Origin of the sequence: Amycolatopsis sp. NPDC051758 (genome assembly GCF_044453095.1) — a bacterium.
Lineage (GTDB): Bacteria > Actinomycetota > Actinomycetes > Mycobacteriales > Pseudonocardiaceae > Amycolatopsis.
Genome location: NZ_JBITCJ010000003.1, coordinates 237,952 through 254,541, shown reverse-complemented (window position 1 = coordinate 254,541; position 16,590 = coordinate 237,952). Strand labels below are relative to the sequence as shown.

Sequence of the window (16,590 nt, the reverse complement as noted above, 5' to 3'; positions counted from 1 at the left end):
CCTGGCTGCCGCTCGAGCGTCGGCACCGGGTCTGACCGGCCCACTCTCCGAAACCCGTTGTCCCGGCCGCGATCTTGCGCGCGACCGGGGGACCGCCGACCGGGAGCGTCGTCACCCGGACGGGAAAGCTCTCGCTACACTCCGATGCCGTGCGCCCGTTTCGTCGTGGGGGTCGGCGACCCGCTCGTGCCTTGCTTGCCAGTGTGCTGGCGGCGCTCCTTGTGGCGGGCTGCACCGAGGGTTACGCCCAGCCGCAGGCGGCGGGGGACCAGCCGGCGATCGCGGGCGGGAAGACCACCGCGCCGCCGCGGCCGGCCGACGTCAAACTCGGATCGGGTGACCCCCGGCAGAGTGGTGGTGTGATCGCCGCCGGTGGGGCGGACGCCGTTTACAACTACGGGCCGTCGGTCATGCTCGACCGTGGGCAGACCCGGATGTGGTGGTGCAGCCAGTACGGCAGCGCCGGACCCGCCGGCGACGACATCCTGTACGCCCAGGCGCAGTCCATCGACGGGCCGTTCACCGCGCCCGGCGGGGGAATTCCGGCGGCCGTGTTCTCCGGCGCGCCCGGGCAGTTCGACGGCATGCACACCTGCGACCCGTCGGTGCTGCGGGTCGGCTCCACCTACTACCTGTACTACACCGGCGCGGCCGGGGACCACGCGCTCGGCAACGCCGTCGGGCTCGCGACCAGCACCGACGGGGTGCACTGGACCCGCGCGGCGAACGGGCGGCCGATCCTCGGGCCGTCGCACGACGTGCACCGCGCGAACGTCTACGGCGCGGGCCAGCCCTCGGCGGTGTACCTCGACGGCTGGTTCTACCTGATGTTCACCGACACCACGGGCCGCGCCGCGGGCTGGAACGGCGCGGGGCAGTTCGTGCTGCGCTCGCCCGACCCCGCGTTCGGGGGCGGGGTGCAGGCCCTGGACGTCGGCGGGTTCGTGCCGGTGACGTCGACGGCGGCGCCGCGCGGCCGGTCGATCGTCGACGGGTTCAGCGCCGACCTGATGTGGGTCGGCGCGCTCGACGCGTTCGTCGTCGCGCACGAGACCGACGCCGGGACCTCGCTCACGTTCTGGACGGCGGACTTCACCGAGAACCCCTACCAGCCCGTGGTGATCGCCGGGCCGTGGAAGGAAGGCCCCGGGCTGGTGCGCCGGGCCGACGGGCACGCGCCGCTGTCCTCGGCCGATCCGTGTGACCGGGTGCCGTTCGACGTCGTGCGCGCGACCGCGATCGGCAGCGCCGGCGCGCCGACGAGCCTGCGGCACTTCGGGCTGGACCTGCTCGACAGCCAGTCCTGCGCGAACCCCGCCCGGGTGGCCGCGACGTTCGACGGGGTCACGATGCCCTCGCCGGAGCGGACGATGGACCTGGTCCGGGACGGCAAGCGGGTCCGGGTCGACCGGCGCGCGGTCGCCGCGGCGCTGGCCGGCGAGCTGCTGGAAAAGGCCCCGCTCGCGGTGGGGGCGCTGCCGGTCGCGGCGCGGCTGCGCTCCGGGGCGGAGGCGGTGCAGGCGCCGGGCCGCGGGTTCGCCCTGGTCCTCGACGACCGCCGGCTGTGGCGAGTGCCGGACCTCGGGGTGGTGGCGGGCAACGCCTCGACGGCACGCCCGGTCACGGCCGCCCAGTGGGACGGCTACCCGCGAGGCGCTTCCCTCGGCGGCTGAGACAGCGACCCGTCCGGTCGGCAAGCGTCACTTTCGCTGAGAAAGTGATCCGGAGTTCCCGCTCCGGGGGGCACTTTCGGGCGAAAGTGGCGAGCTATCCGCGCGGAGCTTCCTTCGGCGGCTGACGACGCCGCACCGGCCGAGGCGGAGTCCCGGAGTCATCAGCCTGACCGCCCGCGGCCACCGGGCGACGGCGAGCGGGCCGAGGCCGAGGCCGCGGCGAAGGCGCCTCCGCCGGTTCCTCGACCGCCGCCTCCTCAAGCGAGCCTTCCGGCTCCTCGACCGGCTCCGACCGCCCGATCCGCCCCCCGACGAACAACCCGAGCCCGGCCGGGATCAACACCAGCAACGCCGAAAACGCGGCACCCCCGGTGAGCGCGCCACCCAGCTCCGACACGCCGGTCTGGTCGACGAACACCGCGCGCCCGATGACGTACAGGATTCCGGCCACCGGTCCCGCGACGAGCGCCGAGATGAACCAGACCTTCCCGCGGTCGGGCAGCCCGCGCCACGCGTCCAGGGCGCTCCACAGCGCGGCGGCGCCGACGAGGACGGCGAGCGCGAGCGACACCACCAGGGTCTGGTCGGTGGGGTGGTAGACGGCGTACTTGGCGAGGAGGGTGATGGCCGCGCCGTGCAGCACCGCCATCCCGAGTCCGCGAATCACCCAGGCGCTCATCCTGGGCAGTGTAGGCCAGGTTACTGGCGAGTCGCTTCCCGGCGCGGGAGCCGCGACGGAAGGCGACGAAGGTTCCACGCGCGCCCCACTAGGGTGGAGAAGTGCCTGAAACCCATGGACGACGCCGGGCGGCGCTGCGCGGGCTTCTGACCGAAGCCGGTGTCGACGCGCTGCTGGTCACCGATCTGCTCAACATCCGCTACCTGACCGGCTTCACCGGCTCGAACGCCGCCGTGCTGCTGCACACCGGCGGCGACGGGAAGACGCTCTTCTGCACCGACGGCCGCTACACCACCCAGTCGGCCGCCGAGGTGCCCGACCTCGAACGGGTCATCGACCGGCCGAGTGCCGCCGCGCTCGCCAAGCGTGCCGCGAAGGGCGAGCGGGTCGGCTTCGAGAGCCAGCACGTCAGCGTCGAGGAGCACGAAGCGCTCCAGGAGCACCTGAAGCTCGAGCGGACCCCCGGGCTGGTCGAACAGCTGCGCCTGGTCAAGGACGAAGCCGAGGTCGAGGCGCTGCGACAGGCGTGCGCCGCCGCGGACCGGGCGCTGGACGACCTGGTCGCCGCGGGTGGGCTGCGGCCCGGGCGGACCGAGCTGGAAGTGGCCCGTGACCTGGAGAACCGGATGCTGGAGCACGGTTCGAGCGAGCCCAGCTTCGCCTCGATCGTGGCCGCCGGCGCGCACTCGGCCATCCCGCACCACCGGCCGACGCACGCCGAACTCAAGCGCGGTGACTTCGTCAAGCTGGACTTCGGCGCGACGGTCGACGGGTACCACTCGGACATGACCCGCACCTTCGTCCTCGGCGAGCCCGCGGACTGGCAGCGGGAGGTGTACGACCTCGTGCACACCGCCCAGGCGGCGGGCACCCGAGCCGTCGCCCCGGGCGCCGATGTGTCCGAAGTGGACGCCGCGGCGCGCGGGGTGATCGCGGAGGCGGGGCACGGCGAGCACTTCGCGCACGGCCTCGGCCACGGCGTCGGCCTGCAGATCCACGAGGCACCGAGCCTGGCCGCGACGGGCGTCGGTACACTGTCCGCCGGTATGGCGGTCACCGTCGAGCCCGGCGTGTACCTCGCGGGGCGCGGTGGCGTGCGCATCGAGGACACGCTCGTCGTGCGGGCTGGGGAGCCCGAACTCCTCACCCTGAGCACCAAGAACCTCGTGGTCGTCTGACAGCGGCCTCGAACCCCGAAGATTCGACACAGGAGACTGCAAGCTCGTGGCCACGACCAACGACCTGAAGAACGGGCTCGTCCTCAACCTCGAGGGCCAGCTGTGGACCGTCACCGCGTTCCAGCACGTCAAGCCGGGCAAGGGCGGCGCCTTCGTGCGCACGACGCTCAAGCACGTGCTCACCGGCAAGGTGGTCGACAAGACGTTCAACGCGGGCACGAAGGTCGAGACGGCCACGGTGGACCGCCGGAACATGACCTACCTGTACAAGGACGGCCAGGACTTCGTGTTCATGGACGGCGACACCTACGACCAGATCACCGTGCTGGCCGCGGTCGTCGGCGACAACGCCAACTACATGCTCGAGAACACCGAGGTCCAGGTCGCGGTGCACGAGAACGAGGCGCTCTACGTCGAGCTCCCGACCTCGGTCGAGATCGTCATCCAGCACACCGACCCGGGCCTGCAGGGCGACCGCTCCACCGGCGGCACCAAGCCGGCGACGCTCGAGACCGGTGCGGAGATCCAGGTCCCGCTGTTCCTGTCCACCGGCGAGAAGATCAAGGTCGACACCCGCGACGGCCGTTACCTGGGCCGCGTCTCCAGCTGATGCCGACTTCGAAGCCCCATCCGAACCGCGGCGGCGCGATCAGCCGGCGGCAGGCGCGCCGCCGGGCCGTGGAAATGCTGTACGAGGCCACGCAGCGGGACACCGACGCGGTGACGCTGCTGGCCGACCGGGTCGGCGCGACGGAGGTCGACCCCGTCGGGGACTACACGATCAGCCTGGTCGAGGGGGTCACCGCCCGCCGGGTGCAGATCGACGAGCTGCTGGCCGAGCACGCGCAGGGCTGGACCCTGGAGCGGATGCCGAAGGTCGACCTCGCGGTGCTGCGGGTCGGGGTCTACGAGCTGCTCTGGGCCGAGGACGTGCCGGACCCGGTCGCGATCGACGAGGCCGTCGGCCTGGCGAAGGAACTGTCCACGGACGATTCGCCGCGGTTCGTCAACGGCGTGCTGGGCCGGATCGGCACGATCGCCGACCGCCTGCGCGCGGTGCTCTGATCTGCTGCGAGCCCCCCGACGAGTCAGTGAGCGTCTCCGGTGCCCCACCGGGGAACGCTCACTGCGTCGGCGCAACACACGAGCGAATCAGTCCTCCTTGGACGGGCGCGCCTCCGGCGGGAGGACACCCCAGTCGATGAGCTGCTCGGTCAGCTCGCCCGGCGTCATGTCGTAGATGATCGCCAGCGACCGCAGGTCCTCGGTCCGGATCGAAAGCACCTTGCCGTTGTAGTCGCCGCGCTGGCTCTGGATGGTCGCGGCGTAGCGGGCCAGCGGGCCCACCTTTTCGGCCGGCAGCTGCTGCAGGCGCTCCAGGTTGATCACGATCTTGGTGGCGGGCTCCGCGCCGGAGGGGACCCGGCCCTCGGGCAGCAGCTCGACCACCGGCACGCCGTAGAAGTCGGCCAGCTCGGCCAGCTTCTGGACGGTGACGGCACGGTCGCCACGCTCGTACGAGCCGACGACGACGGCCTTCCAGCGCCCACCGGACTTCTGCTCGACCCCGTGCAGGGACAGGCCCTGCTGCTGGCGGATCCCGCGGAGCTTGGCCCCGAGCGCCTTGGCGTAATCGCCCATCTGGTCGTTCTCCGTTCTTGACCCCCTCTCCCGGTCGGGGTGACCGGTCCAGGGGACTCGCTGAGTCGAATACTCAGAGTAATGGTTACGCATTGTTGTCACCAGGTCAAGCAGCAGCTTGCCGCGAATCACGCCACACCACCCGTAAGACTGAGCAAAGTGCCTGCTACTGTCGGTGGGAAATCCCCGACCAGCAGGGGAACAGACGTCCTTTAAGGACCCGTCCGGAGAGGCGGGGAAGGAGTCCGAGTGTCGTCACGTCCGCGTGGCGCGGCTGGTTCGGCCGGGGAGCGCGAGCTCCTGACGGCCGGCGATGTCGCGCGCACGATCGCCCGAATGGCCCATCAGGTCATCGAAAAGACCGCGAACGGTGCGGAGAGCACTACCCCGCCCGTGTTGCTGGGGATCCCCAGCCGCGGCACCCCCCTCGCGGCCCGGCTCGCCCAGAAGATCGGCGAGTTCTCCGGCGTCCGCCCGCCGACCGGCGCCCTCGACGTCACCCTCTACCGGGACGACCTGCGCCGCCGCCCGCCCCGCGCGCTCGAGCAGACGCAGCTGCCCACCGGCGGCATCGACGACCGGGTGGTGATCCTGGTCGACGACGTGCTCTTCTCCGGCCGGACCATCCGGGCCGCGCTCGACGCCCTCCGTGATCATGGCCGCCCCCGCGCGGTGCAGCTGGCCGTCCTGGTCGACCGTGGTCACCGGGAGCTGCCGATCCGCGCCGACTACGTGGGCAAGAACGTGCCGACCGCGCGCACCGAGGGTGTGTCCGTCCTGCTGGCCGAGATCGACGGCCGCGACGCGGTCCTGCTCCGAGCGAGCGAAGAAGTCCCTGGAGAAAACTCGTGAAGCACCTGCTCGCCACCGACGGCCTGGACCCGGCGGTCGCCACCGCGGTGCTGGACACCGCCGACGAGCTGAAGCACACCCTGCTCGGCCGCGAGGTCAAGAAGCTGCCGACGCTGCGCGGCCGCACGGTGATCACCCTGTTCTACGAGAACTCGACGCGCACGCGGGTGTCGTTCGAGATCGCCGGGAAGTGGATGAGCGCCGACGTGATCAACGTCTCCGCGTCCAGCTCCTCGGTGAACAAAGGGGAGTCCCTGCGCGACACCGCCTTGACGCTGGCCGCCGCGGGTGCCGACTGCGTGATCGTCCGGCACCCCGCCAGCGGCGCGGCCCAGCGGCTCTCGGAGTGGCTGGCCGAGCCCGGCACCTCGGTGGTCAACGCCGGCGACGGCACCCACGAGCACCCCACGCAGGCGCTGCTCGACGCGGCTACGCTGCGGGAACGCCTCGGGTCCTTGAAGGATCGCCGGGTCGCGATCGTCGGGGACGTCCTGCACAGCCGCGTCGCCCGGTCGAACATCCACCTGCTCGCCTCCCTCGGCGCCGAAGTGGTGCTGGTCGCGCCGCCGACCCTGCTGCCCTACGGCGTGGAAAGCCTGCCGGTGACCGTCTCGCACGACTTGGACGCCGAACTGCCCGCGGTCGACGCGGTGATGATGCTGCGGGTCCAAGCGGAACGCATGCACGGCGGGTTCTTCCCGAGCGCACGCGAGTACTCGATCGCCTACGGCCTCTCGGAAAAGCGGCAGAAGCTGCTGCCGGACCACGCGGTTGTGCTGCACCCCGGCCCGATGCTGCGCGGGATGGAGATCGCGAGCGCGGTCGCCGACTCCCCGGCCTCGGCCATCACCGAACAGGTCCGCAACGGCGTCCACGTGCGCATGGCGGTCCTCTACCACCTCCTGGCCAGTGAAGGAGCCGCCGCGTGAGCACCGTGATCAAGGGCGCCCGCCCGTACGGCGAGGGTGATCCCGTCGACGTCCTGGTCGAGGACGGTGTGATCACCGCGATCGGCGCCGTCGACGTCCCGGAGGACGCCGAAGTCATCGAAGCGAACGGCCAGGTGCTGCTGCCGGGCCTCGTCGACCTGCACACCCACCTGCGCGAACCCGGCCGTGAGGACACCGAGACGATCGACTCCGGCTCGGCCGCTGCGGCGCTCGGCGGGTACACGGCGGTGTTCGCCATGGCCAACACCGACCCGGTCGCCGACAACGCCGTGATCGTCGAGCACGTGTGGCGGCGCGGCCAGGAGGTCGGCCTGGTCGACGTCCACCCGGTCGGCGCGGTCACCGTCGGGCTCAAGGGCGAGAAGCTCGCCGAGCTGGGCACGATGGCGGCGTCGCAGGCGCGGGTCAAGGTGTTCTCCGACGACGGCCTCTGCGTCGCCGACCCGCTGCTGATGCGCCGCGCGCTGGAGTACTCGACCGCGCTGGACGTCGTCATCGCGCAGCACGCCGAGGAGCCGCGGCTGACCGTCGGCGCCCAGGCGCACGAGGGCGAGCAGGCGGCCCGGCTCGGTTACACCGGCTGGCCCGCCGCGGCGGAAGAGTCCATCGTGGCGCGCGACTGCCTCCTGGCGCTGCACGCGAACGCGCGGCTGCACGTCTGCCACGTGTCCACTTCGGGCACCGCGGACGTCCTGCGCTGGGCGAAGGACCGCGGCACGAAGGTGTCGGCCGAGGTCACACCCCATCACCTGCTGCTCACCGACGAGCGACTGTCCACCTACGACCCGGTGAACAAGGTGAACCCGCCGCTGCGCACCGAGTCCGACGCCGAGAGGCTGCGGGCCGCGCTGGCGGAGGGCGTCATCGACTGCGTCGCCACCGACCACGCCCCGCACGCGATGCAGGACAAGGACACCGAGTGGAGCGCCGCGCGGCCGGGCATGCTCGGGCTGCAGACGGCACTGTCCATCGTGGCCGGGACCATGGTCCGGACCGGGCTGCTCGACTGGCGCGGCGTCGCCCGCGTCATGAGCGAGCGGCCCGCCGAGATCGGCAACCTGGCCGACCAGGGCCGCCCGATCGCGGTCGGCGAGCCGGCGAACCTGGCGCTGGTCGACCCGGAGGCCGAGTGGACGGTCCGGGGCGCGGAGCTGGCCAGCATCGCCGCCAACACCCCGTACGAGGGAATGCGGCTGCCCGGCGTGGTGACCGCCACCCTGCTGCGCGGGCGGGTCACCGCCCGGGACGGGAAGATCTGCTGATGGAACGCCTGTGGCTGGTGCTGGCGATCGTCGCCTTCTTCCTGCTCTGCCTGTGGGGCATGTACGTCGGCTGGCGGCGCAAGGCGCGCTCGCAGAGCGTGCAGGTGCCACCGTTCGAGCAAATCCCCAGTGACCCCGGTGCGATCCTGCTCGAGTCCACCGGCGTCTACGTCGCCACCACGATCGCGGGGGAGTGGCAGAACCGGGTCGTCACCCGCGGCGCGGGCCTGCGCACCGGCGCGGTCTGGCGGCTCCACGAAGGCGGCGTCGCGGTCGAACGCGGCGGCGCCCCCGACTTCTGGATCCCGCGCGAGGCGGTCACCGGGGTCCGGCCGGACTCGAAGATCGCCGGGAAGGTGATGGGCACCGACGCCCTGCTGGTGCTCACGTGGCGGGCCGGAGAAACCGAGCTCGACACCGGCTTCCGCGGGGACGAGCTCGACGACTATCCACACTGGATCGAACAGCTGAAGATCAAGGGAGGTGCCCAGTGAACGCGCGCGCTCAGGCCGCACTGGTGCTCGAAGACGGCCGGGTGTTCCGCGGCGCGGCGTACGGCGCGCAGGGGCGGAGCCTCGGCGAGGCGGTCTTCTGCACCGGCATGACCGGCTACCAGGAGACGCTGACCGACCCGTCCTACCACGGGCAGATCGTGGTGCAGACCGCACCGCAGATCGGCAACACCGGCTGGAACGACGAGGACGACGAGTCCTCGAAGATCTGGGTCAACGGCTACGTGGTGCGCGACCCCGCGCGCACGCCGTCCAACTGGCGCTCGAAGCGCTCGCTCGACGACGAGCTGGCGAACCAGGGGATCGTCGGCATCGCCGAGGTCGACACCCGCTCGCTGACCCGCCACCTGCGCGAGCTCGGCGCGATGCGCGCCGGGGTCTTCTCCGGTGACGCGCTCGGCACGGTCGACGAGATGGTCGCCGAGGTCCTCGCCAGCCCGAAGATGGAGGGCGCCGACCTGGCCGGCCAGGTTTCGACGCCGAAGCCGTACGTCGTCTCGCCCGAAGGCGAGACCCGCTTCCGCGTCGTCGCGCTCGACCTCGGCATCAAGTCCAACACCCCGCGGCAGATGGTCAAGCGCGGCATCGAGGTGCACGTGCTGCCCTCGACCAGCACCATCGACGACCTCCTGGCGATCGAGCCGGACGGCGTGTTCCTCTCCAACGGCCCGGGCGACCCGGCCACCACGGTGCACGCCACCGAGCTGACCAAGCAGGTCCTCGGCCGCGAGATCCCGCTCTTCGGCATCTGCTTCGGCAACCAGGTCCTGGGCCGCGCGCTCGGGCTGGGGACGTACAAGATGCGCTACGGCCACCGCGGCATCAACATCCCGGTGATCGACGTGGTGACCAAGCGGGTCGCGATCACCGCGCAGAACCACGGCTTCGCCCTCGAAGGCGAGCCCGGGCAGCGCTTCGAGTCGCCCTTCGGCGCGGCTCAGGTCAGCCACTACTGCGCCAACGACGGCGCGGTCGAGGGCCTGCGGGCCTTCGACGTCCCGGCGTTCTCGGTGCAGTACCACCCCGAAGCCGCGGCCGGCCCGCACGACGCGGCCCCCCTGTTCGACGATTTCGTTTCGCTCATGGAGAAGAAGGCCTGATGCCGAAGAGGACGGACATCCAGCACGTGCTGGTGATCGGCTCCGGGCCGATCGTGATCGGGCAGGCCGCGGAGTTCGACTACTCCGGCACCCAGGCCTGCCGGGTGCTGCGCAGCGAAGGCCTGCGCGTGTCCCTGGTGAACTCGAACCCGGCGACCATCATGACCGACCCCGAGTTCGCCGACGCGACCTACATCGAGCCGGTGACGCCGGACTTCGTCGAGAAGGTCATCGCGGCGGAGCGGCCGGACGCGATCCTCGCCACCCTCGGCGGGCAGACGGCGCTCAACTGCGCGGTCGCCCTGCACGAGCGCGGGGTGCTCGCGAAGTACGGCGTCGAGCTGATCGGCGCCGACATCGACGCCATCCAGCGCGGCGAGGACCGGCAGAAGTTCAAGAACATCGTCGCCGAGGTCGGCGCCGAGACCCCGCGCAGCCGCGTGTGCAACACCATGGACGAAGTCCGGGACACCGTGAAAGAGCTGGGCCTGCCGGTCGTCATCCGGCCGTCGTTCACCATGGGCGGGCTCGGCTCCGGCATGGCGCACACGCCCGAGGACCTCGAGCGGCTGGCTTCCACCGGGCTCACCGAATCTCCCGTCACCGAGGTGCTCATCGAGGAGAGCGTGCTCGGCTGGAAGGAGTACGAGCTCGAGCTGATGCGCGACAAGAGCGACAACGTCGTGGTCGTCTGCTCGATCGAAAACGTCGACGCGATGGGCGTGCACACCGGCGACTCCGTCACCGTGGCGCCGACCATGACGCTCACCGACCGCGAGTACCAGGTGATGCGCGACGTCGGCATCGACGTGCTGCGCGCGGTCGGCGTCGACACCGGCGGCTGCAACATCCAGTTCGCGATCAACCCGGCCGACGGCCGGATGGTCGTCATCGAGATGAACCCGCGCGTCTCCCGGAGCTCCGCGCTGGCGTCGAAGGCGACCGGCTTCCCGATCGCCAAGATCGCCGCGAAGCTCGCCATCGGCTACACCCTCGACGAGATCACCAACGACATCACCGGCGTGACCCCGGCGGCGTTCGAGCCGACCCTGGACTACGTCGTGGTCAAGATGCCGCGGTTCGCCTTCGAGAAGTTCCCGGGCGCGGACCCGACGCTGACCACGACGATGAAGAGCGTCGGCGAGGCGATGTCGTTCGGCCGCAGCTTCCCCGAGGCGCTCGGCAAGGTGATGCGCTCGATCGAGACCAAGGCGACCGGGTTCTGGACGCTGCCCGACCCCGAGGGTGCCACGCTGGAGTCCACTTTGGACGCCCTGCGCGTGCCGCACGAGGGCCGGCTGTACGAAGTGGAACGCGCGCTGCGCCTCGGCGGCACCGTGCAGCAGGTGCACGAGGCCTCCGGCATCGACCCGTGGTTCATCGACCAGATCGCCCTGATCGGCGAGGTCGGCGCCGAGGTCCGCGACGCGCCGGTGCTGGACGGCGACCTGCTGCGCCGCGCCAAGCGCACCGGCCTGTCGGACCGCCAGGTCGCCGCGCTGCGGCCGGAGCTGGCCGGTGAGGACGGCGTCCGCGCGCTGCGCCACCGCCTCGGCGTGCGGCCGGTGTTCAAGACCGTGGACACCTGCGCGGCCGAGTTCGCCGCGACCACGCCGTACCACTACTCGGCCTACGAGTCCGACCCCGAAGCGCAGTCCGAAGTGGCCGCGCAGACCGAGAAGCCGAAGGTGCTCATCCTCGGCTCCGGCCCGAACCGGATCGGCCAGGGCATCGAGTTCGACTACTCCTGCGTGCACGCGGCGATCGCGTTGCGGGAGGCCGGCTTCGAGGCCGTCATGGTCAACTGCAACCCGGAGACGGTGTCCACCGACTACGACACCTCCGACCGGCTGTACTTCGAGCCGCTGTCCTTCGAGGACGTCCTCGAGGTCGTGCACGCCGAGCAGGCGTCCGGCACGGTCGCCGGCGTGATCGTCCAGCTCGGCGGCCAGACCCCGCTGGGCCTGGCGAAGCGGCTCGCCGACGCCGGTGTCCCGGTGGTCGGGACGCCGCCGGAGGCCATCAACCTGGCCGAGGACCGCGGCGCGTTCGGCGAGGTGCTCACCGACGCCGGGCTGCCCGCGCCGCGGTACGGCACGGCGACGTCGTTCGAGGGCGCCAAGCGGATCGCCGACGAGATCGGCTACCCGGTGCTCGTCCGGCCGTCGTACGTGCTCGGCGGGCGCGGCATGGAGATCGTCTACGACGAGGAGACCCTGGCCGGCTACATCAGCCGCGCCACCGAGATCACCCCCGAGCACCCGGTGCTGGTGGACCGGTTCCTCGACGACGCCATCGAGATCGACGTCGACGCGCTGTTCGACGGCGAAGAGCTGTACCTCGGCGGTGTCATGGAGCACATCGAGGAGGCCGGGATCCACTCCGGCGACTCGTCGTGCGCACTGCCGCCGATCACCCTCGGGCACACCGACCTGCAGGCCGTCCGCCGCTCCACCGAGGCGATCGCCCGCGGGGTCGGCGTCCGCGGGCTGCTGAACGTGCAGTACGCGCTGAAGGACGACGTCCTCTACGTCCTGGAGGCCAACCCGCGCGCGTCGCGGACGGTGCCGTTCGTGTCGAAGGCCACCGCGGTGCCGCTCGCCAAGGCGGCCGCGCTGATCATGACCGGCTCGACCATCAAGGACCTGCGGGAGAGCGGTGTGCTCCCGGCCGACGGCGACGGCGGGCAGATGCCGGCCGACTCGCCGGTCGCGGTGAAGGAGGCCGTGCTGCCCTTCCACCGCTTCCGCACGCCCGAAGGCCACGGTGTCGACTCGCTGCTGGGCCCGGAGATGAAGTCCACCGGCGAGGTGATGGGCGTCGACGTCGACTTCGGCAAGGCGTTCGCCAAGTCGCAGAGCGCGGCCTACGGTTCGCTGCCGACGGCCGGGCGGGTGTTCGTCTCGGTCGCCAACCGCGACAAGCGCTCGATGGTCTTCCCGGTGAAGCGGCTGGCGGACCTCGGCTTCGAGATCCTCGCCACCTCCGGCACCGCGGAAGTGCTGCGGCGCAACGGGGTTGCGTGTTCCGTGGTGCGCAAGCACTACGAGGGCTCGACCGAAGCCGAGCCGAACATCGTGGACGTCATCCTCAACGGCGACGTCGACATGGTGATCAACACCCCGTACGGCAACAGCGGTCCGCGCGTCGACGGCTACGAAATCCGCACCGCCGCGGTGTCGCGCGACATCCCGTGCGTGACCACCGTGCAGGGCGCCGCGGCGGCCGTGCACGGCATCGAAGCGCTGATCCGCGGCGACATCGGGGTCAAGTCGCTGCAGGAGCTCCAGGCGGCGCTGAAGGCGCGGTCGTGAGCGCGGGGGAGCGGTTCGGGGCGCGGCTGGCCAAGGCCGTCGCGGCCCGGGGCCCGCTGTGCGCCGGGATCGACCCCCACCCGGGCCTGATCGAGGCCTGGGGGCTCCCGGTGGACGTCTCGGGGCTGGAACGGTTCGCGCTGTCCGCCACGGAGGTCCTGGCGGCGCGCACGGCGATCGTGAAGCCGCAGTCGGCGTTCTTCGAAAGTTTCGGAGCGGCGGGCATCCGGGTGCTGGAACGGGTCGTCACGACCGCGCGCGAAGCCGGCGCACTGGTGCTGCTGGACGTCAAGCGCGGCGACATCGGCTCCACGATGGCGGCCTACACCGCCGCGTACGTGGCCGACGGCGCGGCGATCGCCGCCGACGCGATCACCGTTTCGCCGTACCTCGGGTTCGGCTCTTTGGCCCAATGCGCCGAAACGGCGGTCTCGGCGGGGCGCGGCATCTTCGTGCTTGCGCGGACTTCCAACCCCGAAGCGGCCGCGGTGCAGAACGCGAAGCTGCCCGACGGGCGCACGGTGGCGCAGGCGATCGTCGACGAAGCGGCGGCGTTCAACGACGAAGCGGGGCCGTTCGGCGATGTGGGTGTGGTGGTCGGGGCCACCGTCCGGCCGGGAGAACTTGATCTCTCGCGGCTGAACGGAGCAGTCCTGGCGCCCGGTTTCGGGGCCCAGGGGGCCACTGTGGCCGATTTGCGTGCGCTTTTCGGGCCCGGACTGCCCGGTGTGCTGCCCGCGTCGTCCCGCGACCTCCTGCGGCACGGACCGGAGCAAGCCGCTTTGCGCCAAGCGGTCGAACGTGTCGCCGAAGTGCTGGCCGACCCGCAGGAAAACGGCCAATAGCAGGCCCCGGAATCGGGTCCCACCAGCCACCCCCGCATTGTGGCCGGTGCTCACGGGTGGGTACCGTCGCGTCACCCACCCAGATTTGAGAACTACCGGAGGAAAACGTGGCACTTCCCCAGCTGACAGAGGAACAGCGCGCTGCGGCGCTGGAGAAGGCCGCCGCTGCTCGCAAGATCCGTGCTGAGCTGAAGGAGCGGCTGAAGCGGGGCGGTACCACTCTGGTCGACGTGCTGAAGCAGGCCGAGGAGAACGAAGTCCTCGGCAAGATGAAGGTTTCGGCTCTGCTCGAGGCCCTTCCGGGCGTCGGCAAGGTCCGCGCTCAGCAGACCATGGAACGACTGGAGATCGCCCCCAGCCGTCGTCTCCGCGGCCTCGGCGACCGGCAGCGCAAGGCGCTGCTGGCCGAGTTCAGCGGCGAGTGAGCGGCGTCGGTCAGGACTACCCGGTGAGCCGGGGCGCCGACCGCGGCAGTGAGCCGGTGGCGGGGGACTTCCCCCGGCACCGGCTCACCGTCGTATCGGGGCCTTCGGGGGTCGGGAAGTCGAGTGTGGTGGGCGAACTGCGGAAGCTGGAGCCCGACGTCTACTTCAGCGTCTCGGTGACGACGCGCAAACCGCGGCCCGGCGAGGTCGACGGAGCGCACTACCACTTCGTCGACCGTGCCGAATTCGACGCGATGGTCGCCGACGGCCGGCTGCTGGAGTGGGCCGAGTTCGCCGGCAACTGCTACGGCACCCCGCGCGAGCCGGTCGAGAAGGCCCTCGCCGAAGGACGCCCGGCCGTCCTGGAGATCGAACTCCAGGGCGCGCGCCAGGTCCGCGTGGCGATGCCGGAGGCCCGGCTGGTGATGCTGATGCCGCCGTCGTGGGAGGAGCTGGTCGGCCGGCTCACCGGGCGCGGCACCGAAACCGAGGCCGCCGTGCAGACCCGGCTGGCGGAAGCGGAGCGTGAACTGGCCGCCGCCGGCGAGTTCGACCACCGCCTCGTCAACGCCGACGTGCGAGAGGCCGCCGAGCACTTGCTAAACTTGATTACCGGCGAGCAGTTTGCCGCCGGTAGTCCAACGGATTCGGAGCACCACGAGTGACGACTCAGGCGACCCTGCACGAAGAGCTCGAGGGCATCACCAACCCGCCGATCGACGACCTGCTCGAGAAGGTCAGCTCGAAGTACGCGCTGGTGATCTACTCGGCCAAGCGTGCCCGCCAGATCAACGACTACTACGCCCAGCTGGGCGAGGGCCTGCTCGAGTACGTCGGCCCGCTCGTCGAGCCGGGCCCGCGCGAGAAGCCGCTCTCGATCGCGCTGCGCGAGATCCACGGTGGCCTGCTCGAGCACACCGAGGGTGAGTAAACCCCGCGTCGTCCTGGGCGTGGGCGGCGGCATCGCCGCCTACAAGGCCTGTGAGGTCCTGCGAGGGCTGACCGAATCCGGTCACGACGTCCGCGTGGTACCCACCGAAGCCGCGCTGAACTTCGTCGGCGCGGCCACCTTCGAGGCTCTCTCGGGGCACCCGGTGCACACCGGCGTGTTCACCGAGGTGCCCGAAGTGCAGCACGTCCGCGTCGGCAAGGAAGCCGACCTCGTCCTGGTCGTCCCGGCCACCGCGAACCTCCTGGCCAAGGCCGCGCACGGCCTCGCGGACGACCTGCTGACGAACACCCTGCTCACCGCCCGGTGCCCGGTCGCCTTCTTCCCGGCGATGCACACGGAGATGTGGGAGCACCCCGCGACCCGCGACAACGTCGCCCTGCTGCGCTCGCGCGGCCTGATCGTCGCCGAGCCGGATTCGGGCCGCCTGACCGGTGTCGACACCGGCAAGGGCCGCCTCGCGAACCCCGCCGAGATCGTCGACCTCGCCCGCCTGCTGCTGGCCAAGCCCGGCGCCCTGCCCCGCGACCTCGAGGGCGTCCGCGTCGTGGTGTCCGCGGGCGGCACGCGTGAGCCGCTGGACCCGGTCCGCTACCTGGGCAACCGCTCGTCCGGCAAGCAGGGGTACGCGCTGGCGCGCGTCGCCGCCCAGCGTGGCGCCGAGGTCACCCTGGTCACCGCCCACACGGTCGCGCTGCCGGACCCGGCGGGCGCGGTCGTGCAGCACGTGTCGACGGCCGAGGAGCTGCGGCAGGCGGTGCACGCCGCGGCCGAGACCGCGGACGTCGTCGTGATGGCCGCCGCCGTCGCCGACTTCCGGCCGGCGAACCGGGCCGACCACAAGATCAAGAAGTCCGACGACCAGCCGGACCCGGTGATCACCCTCGAGCGCAACGCCGACATCCTGGCCGAGCTGGTGCGGGCCCGGCGTCCCGGGCAGGTCGTCGTCGGGTTCGCCGCGGAAACCGGCGACGAGCACGGCAGCGTCCTCGACCACGCCCGCGTCAAGCTCAAGCGCAAGGGCGCCGACCTGCTCATGGTCAACGCGGTCGGCGACGGCAAGGCCTTCGGCACCGAGGACAATTCGGGCTGGCTGCTCGGCTCGGACGGGACCGAAATCTCCGTCCCCCTGGGCGCGAAGGCCGAGCTGGCGTCCACATTGTGGGACGCTGTTGTGAGCTTGATGAAGCGTTGACTGCGCCCACAGCGA

At 71.4% G+C, this 16,590-nt stretch carries 17 protein-coding genes; 15 read left to right on the top strand and 2 right to left on the bottom strand.

Features of this window, described 5'->3' with window-relative positions; genetic code table 11:
• Positions 1-191 precede the first annotated feature (191 nt).
• Entirely contained in the window at positions 192-1,673 is a 1,482-nt protein-coding gene (locus ACIA5G_RS16535) for a beta-xylosidase (protein ID WP_395923809.1), read from the top strand.
• A gap of 94 nt (positions 1,674-1,767) precedes the next feature.
• Here ACIA5G_RS16535 and ACIA5G_RS16530 read toward each other — a convergent pair whose 3' ends face one another.
• Positions 1,768-2,352: a B-4DMT family transporter gene (locus ACIA5G_RS16530; RefSeq protein WP_395923807.1), complete on the bottom strand. Its 585-nt coding sequence runs from the start codon at positions 2,350-2,352 to the stop codon at positions 1,768-1,770.
• A gap of 101 nt (positions 2,353-2,453) precedes the next feature.
• Between ACIA5G_RS16530 and ACIA5G_RS16525 the strand changes: the two genes are divergently transcribed.
• Genes ACIA5G_RS16525 through nusB form a run of 3 tightly spaced genes read left to right on the top strand, consistent with a single transcriptional unit; the run spans position 2,454 to position 4,595 of the window.
• Positions 2,454-3,530, top strand: coding sequence for a M24 family metallopeptidase (locus ACIA5G_RS16525; protein ID WP_395923805.1), 1,077 nt, complete (start codon positions 2,454-2,456; stop codon positions 3,528-3,530).
• 46 nt (positions 3,531-3,576) lie between these two features.
• On the top strand, positions 3,577-4,140 hold the full coding sequence (gene efp, locus ACIA5G_RS16520; RefSeq protein WP_155542394.1) for an elongation factor P: 564 nt from the start codon (positions 3,577-3,579) through the stop codon (positions 4,138-4,140).
• Complete coding sequence (gene nusB, locus ACIA5G_RS16515) at positions 4,140-4,595, top strand: transcription antitermination factor NusB (protein WP_395923803.1); 456 nt, start codon at positions 4,140-4,142, stop codon at positions 4,593-4,595. The genes efp and nusB overlap by 1 nt, the downstream gene beginning before the upstream one ends.
• Before the next feature lie 87 nt (positions 4,596-4,682).
• Here the strand turns inward: nusB and ACIA5G_RS16510 are convergent, their stop codons facing one another.
• Positions 4,683-5,171: a transcriptional regulator gene (locus ACIA5G_RS16510; protein ID WP_003096372.1), complete on the bottom strand. Its 489-nt coding sequence runs from the start codon at positions 5,169-5,171 to the stop codon at positions 4,683-4,685.
• A gap of 249 nt (positions 5,172-5,420) precedes the next feature.
• On the opposite strand from ACIA5G_RS16510, the gene pyrR reads away from it, so the two are divergent.
• The 11 genes from pyrR (at position 5,421) to coaBC (ending at position 16,575) form a co-directional block, all read left to right on the top strand.
• On the top strand, positions 5,421-6,023 hold the full coding sequence (gene pyrR, locus ACIA5G_RS16505; RefSeq protein WP_395923801.1) for a bifunctional pyr operon transcriptional regulator/uracil phosphoribosyltransferase PyrR: 603 nt from the start codon (positions 5,421-5,423) through the stop codon (positions 6,021-6,023).
• Complete coding sequence (locus ACIA5G_RS16500; protein WP_395923799.1) at positions 6,020-6,952, top strand: aspartate carbamoyltransferase catalytic subunit; 933 nt, start codon at positions 6,020-6,022, stop codon at positions 6,950-6,952. Before pyrR ends, ACIA5G_RS16500 begins: the two co-directional genes overlap by 4 nt.
• Positions 6,949-8,235, top strand: a complete 1,287-nt coding sequence (locus ACIA5G_RS16495; protein WP_395923797.1) for a dihydroorotase — start codon at positions 6,949-6,951, stop codon at positions 8,233-8,235. Before ACIA5G_RS16500 ends, ACIA5G_RS16495 begins: the two co-directional genes overlap by 4 nt.
• A complete protein-coding gene (locus ACIA5G_RS16490; protein ID WP_395923795.1) occupies positions 8,235-8,729 on the top strand; it encodes a transporter in 495 nt (164 codons plus the stop codon). The genes ACIA5G_RS16495 and ACIA5G_RS16490 overlap by 1 nt, the downstream gene beginning before the upstream one ends.
• Entirely contained in the window at positions 8,726-9,847 is a 1,122-nt protein-coding gene (gene carA / locus ACIA5G_RS16485; RefSeq protein WP_395923793.1) for a glutamine-hydrolyzing carbamoyl-phosphate synthase small subunit, read from the top strand. Before ACIA5G_RS16490 ends, carA begins: the two co-directional genes overlap by 4 nt.
• Positions 9,847-13,161 carry a carbamoyl-phosphate synthase large subunit gene (carB, locus tag ACIA5G_RS16480; protein ID WP_395923791.1) on the top strand — a complete coding sequence of 1,105 codons (3,315 nt, stop codon included), beginning with the start codon at positions 9,847-9,849 and terminating at the stop codon, positions 13,159-13,161. The genes carA and carB overlap by 1 nt, the downstream gene beginning before the upstream one ends.
• Positions 13,158-14,006, top strand: a complete 849-nt coding sequence (pyrF, locus tag ACIA5G_RS16475) for an orotidine-5'-phosphate decarboxylase (RefSeq protein WP_395923789.1) — start codon at positions 13,158-13,160, stop codon at positions 14,004-14,006. The genes carB and pyrF overlap by 4 nt, the downstream gene beginning before the upstream one ends.
• A gap of 107 nt (positions 14,007-14,113) precedes the next feature.
• A complete protein-coding gene (gene mihF / locus ACIA5G_RS16470) occupies positions 14,114-14,431 on the top strand; it encodes an integration host factor, actinobacterial type (RefSeq protein ID WP_013224622.1) in 318 nt (105 codons plus the stop codon).
• A complete protein-coding gene (gene gmk / locus ACIA5G_RS16465; RefSeq protein ID WP_395923786.1) occupies positions 14,428-15,096 on the top strand; it encodes a guanylate kinase in 669 nt (222 codons plus the stop codon). Before mihF ends, gmk begins: the two co-directional genes overlap by 4 nt.
• Positions 15,093-15,362: a DNA-directed RNA polymerase subunit omega gene (gene rpoZ, locus ACIA5G_RS16460; protein WP_005152353.1), complete on the top strand. Its 270-nt coding sequence runs from the start codon at positions 15,093-15,095 to the stop codon at positions 15,360-15,362. Before gmk ends, rpoZ begins: the two co-directional genes overlap by 4 nt.
• On the top strand, positions 15,355-16,575 hold the full coding sequence (gene coaBC, locus ACIA5G_RS16455) for a bifunctional phosphopantothenoylcysteine decarboxylase/phosphopantothenate--cysteine ligase CoaBC (protein ID WP_395923784.1): 1,221 nt from the start codon (positions 15,355-15,357) through the stop codon (positions 16,573-16,575). Before rpoZ ends, coaBC begins: the two co-directional genes overlap by 8 nt.
• Positions 16,576-16,590 lie beyond the last annotated feature (15 nt).

What these genes read in the sequence shown, in the direction of transcription:
- carB (WP_395923791.1), top strand. Translation starts at nt 9,847, where the DNA reads ATGCCGAAGAGGACGGACATCCAGCACGTGCTGGTGATCGGCTCCGGG.
- nusB (WP_395923803.1), top strand. Translation starts at nt 4,140, where the DNA reads ATGCCGACTTCGAAGCCCCATCCGAACCGCGGCGGCGCGATCAGCCGG.
- ACIA5G_RS16510 (WP_003096372.1), bottom strand. Translation starts at nt 5,171, where the DNA reads ATGGGCGATTACGCCAAGGCGCTCGGGGCCAAGCTCCGCGGGATCCGC.
- ACIA5G_RS16530 (WP_395923807.1), bottom strand. Translation starts at nt 2,352, where the DNA reads ATGAGCGCCTGGGTGATTCGCGGACTCGGGATGGCGGTGCTGCACGGC.
- ACIA5G_RS16490 (WP_395923795.1), top strand. Translation starts at nt 8,235, where the DNA reads ATGGAACGCCTGTGGCTGGTGCTGGCGATCGTCGCCTTCTTCCTGCTC.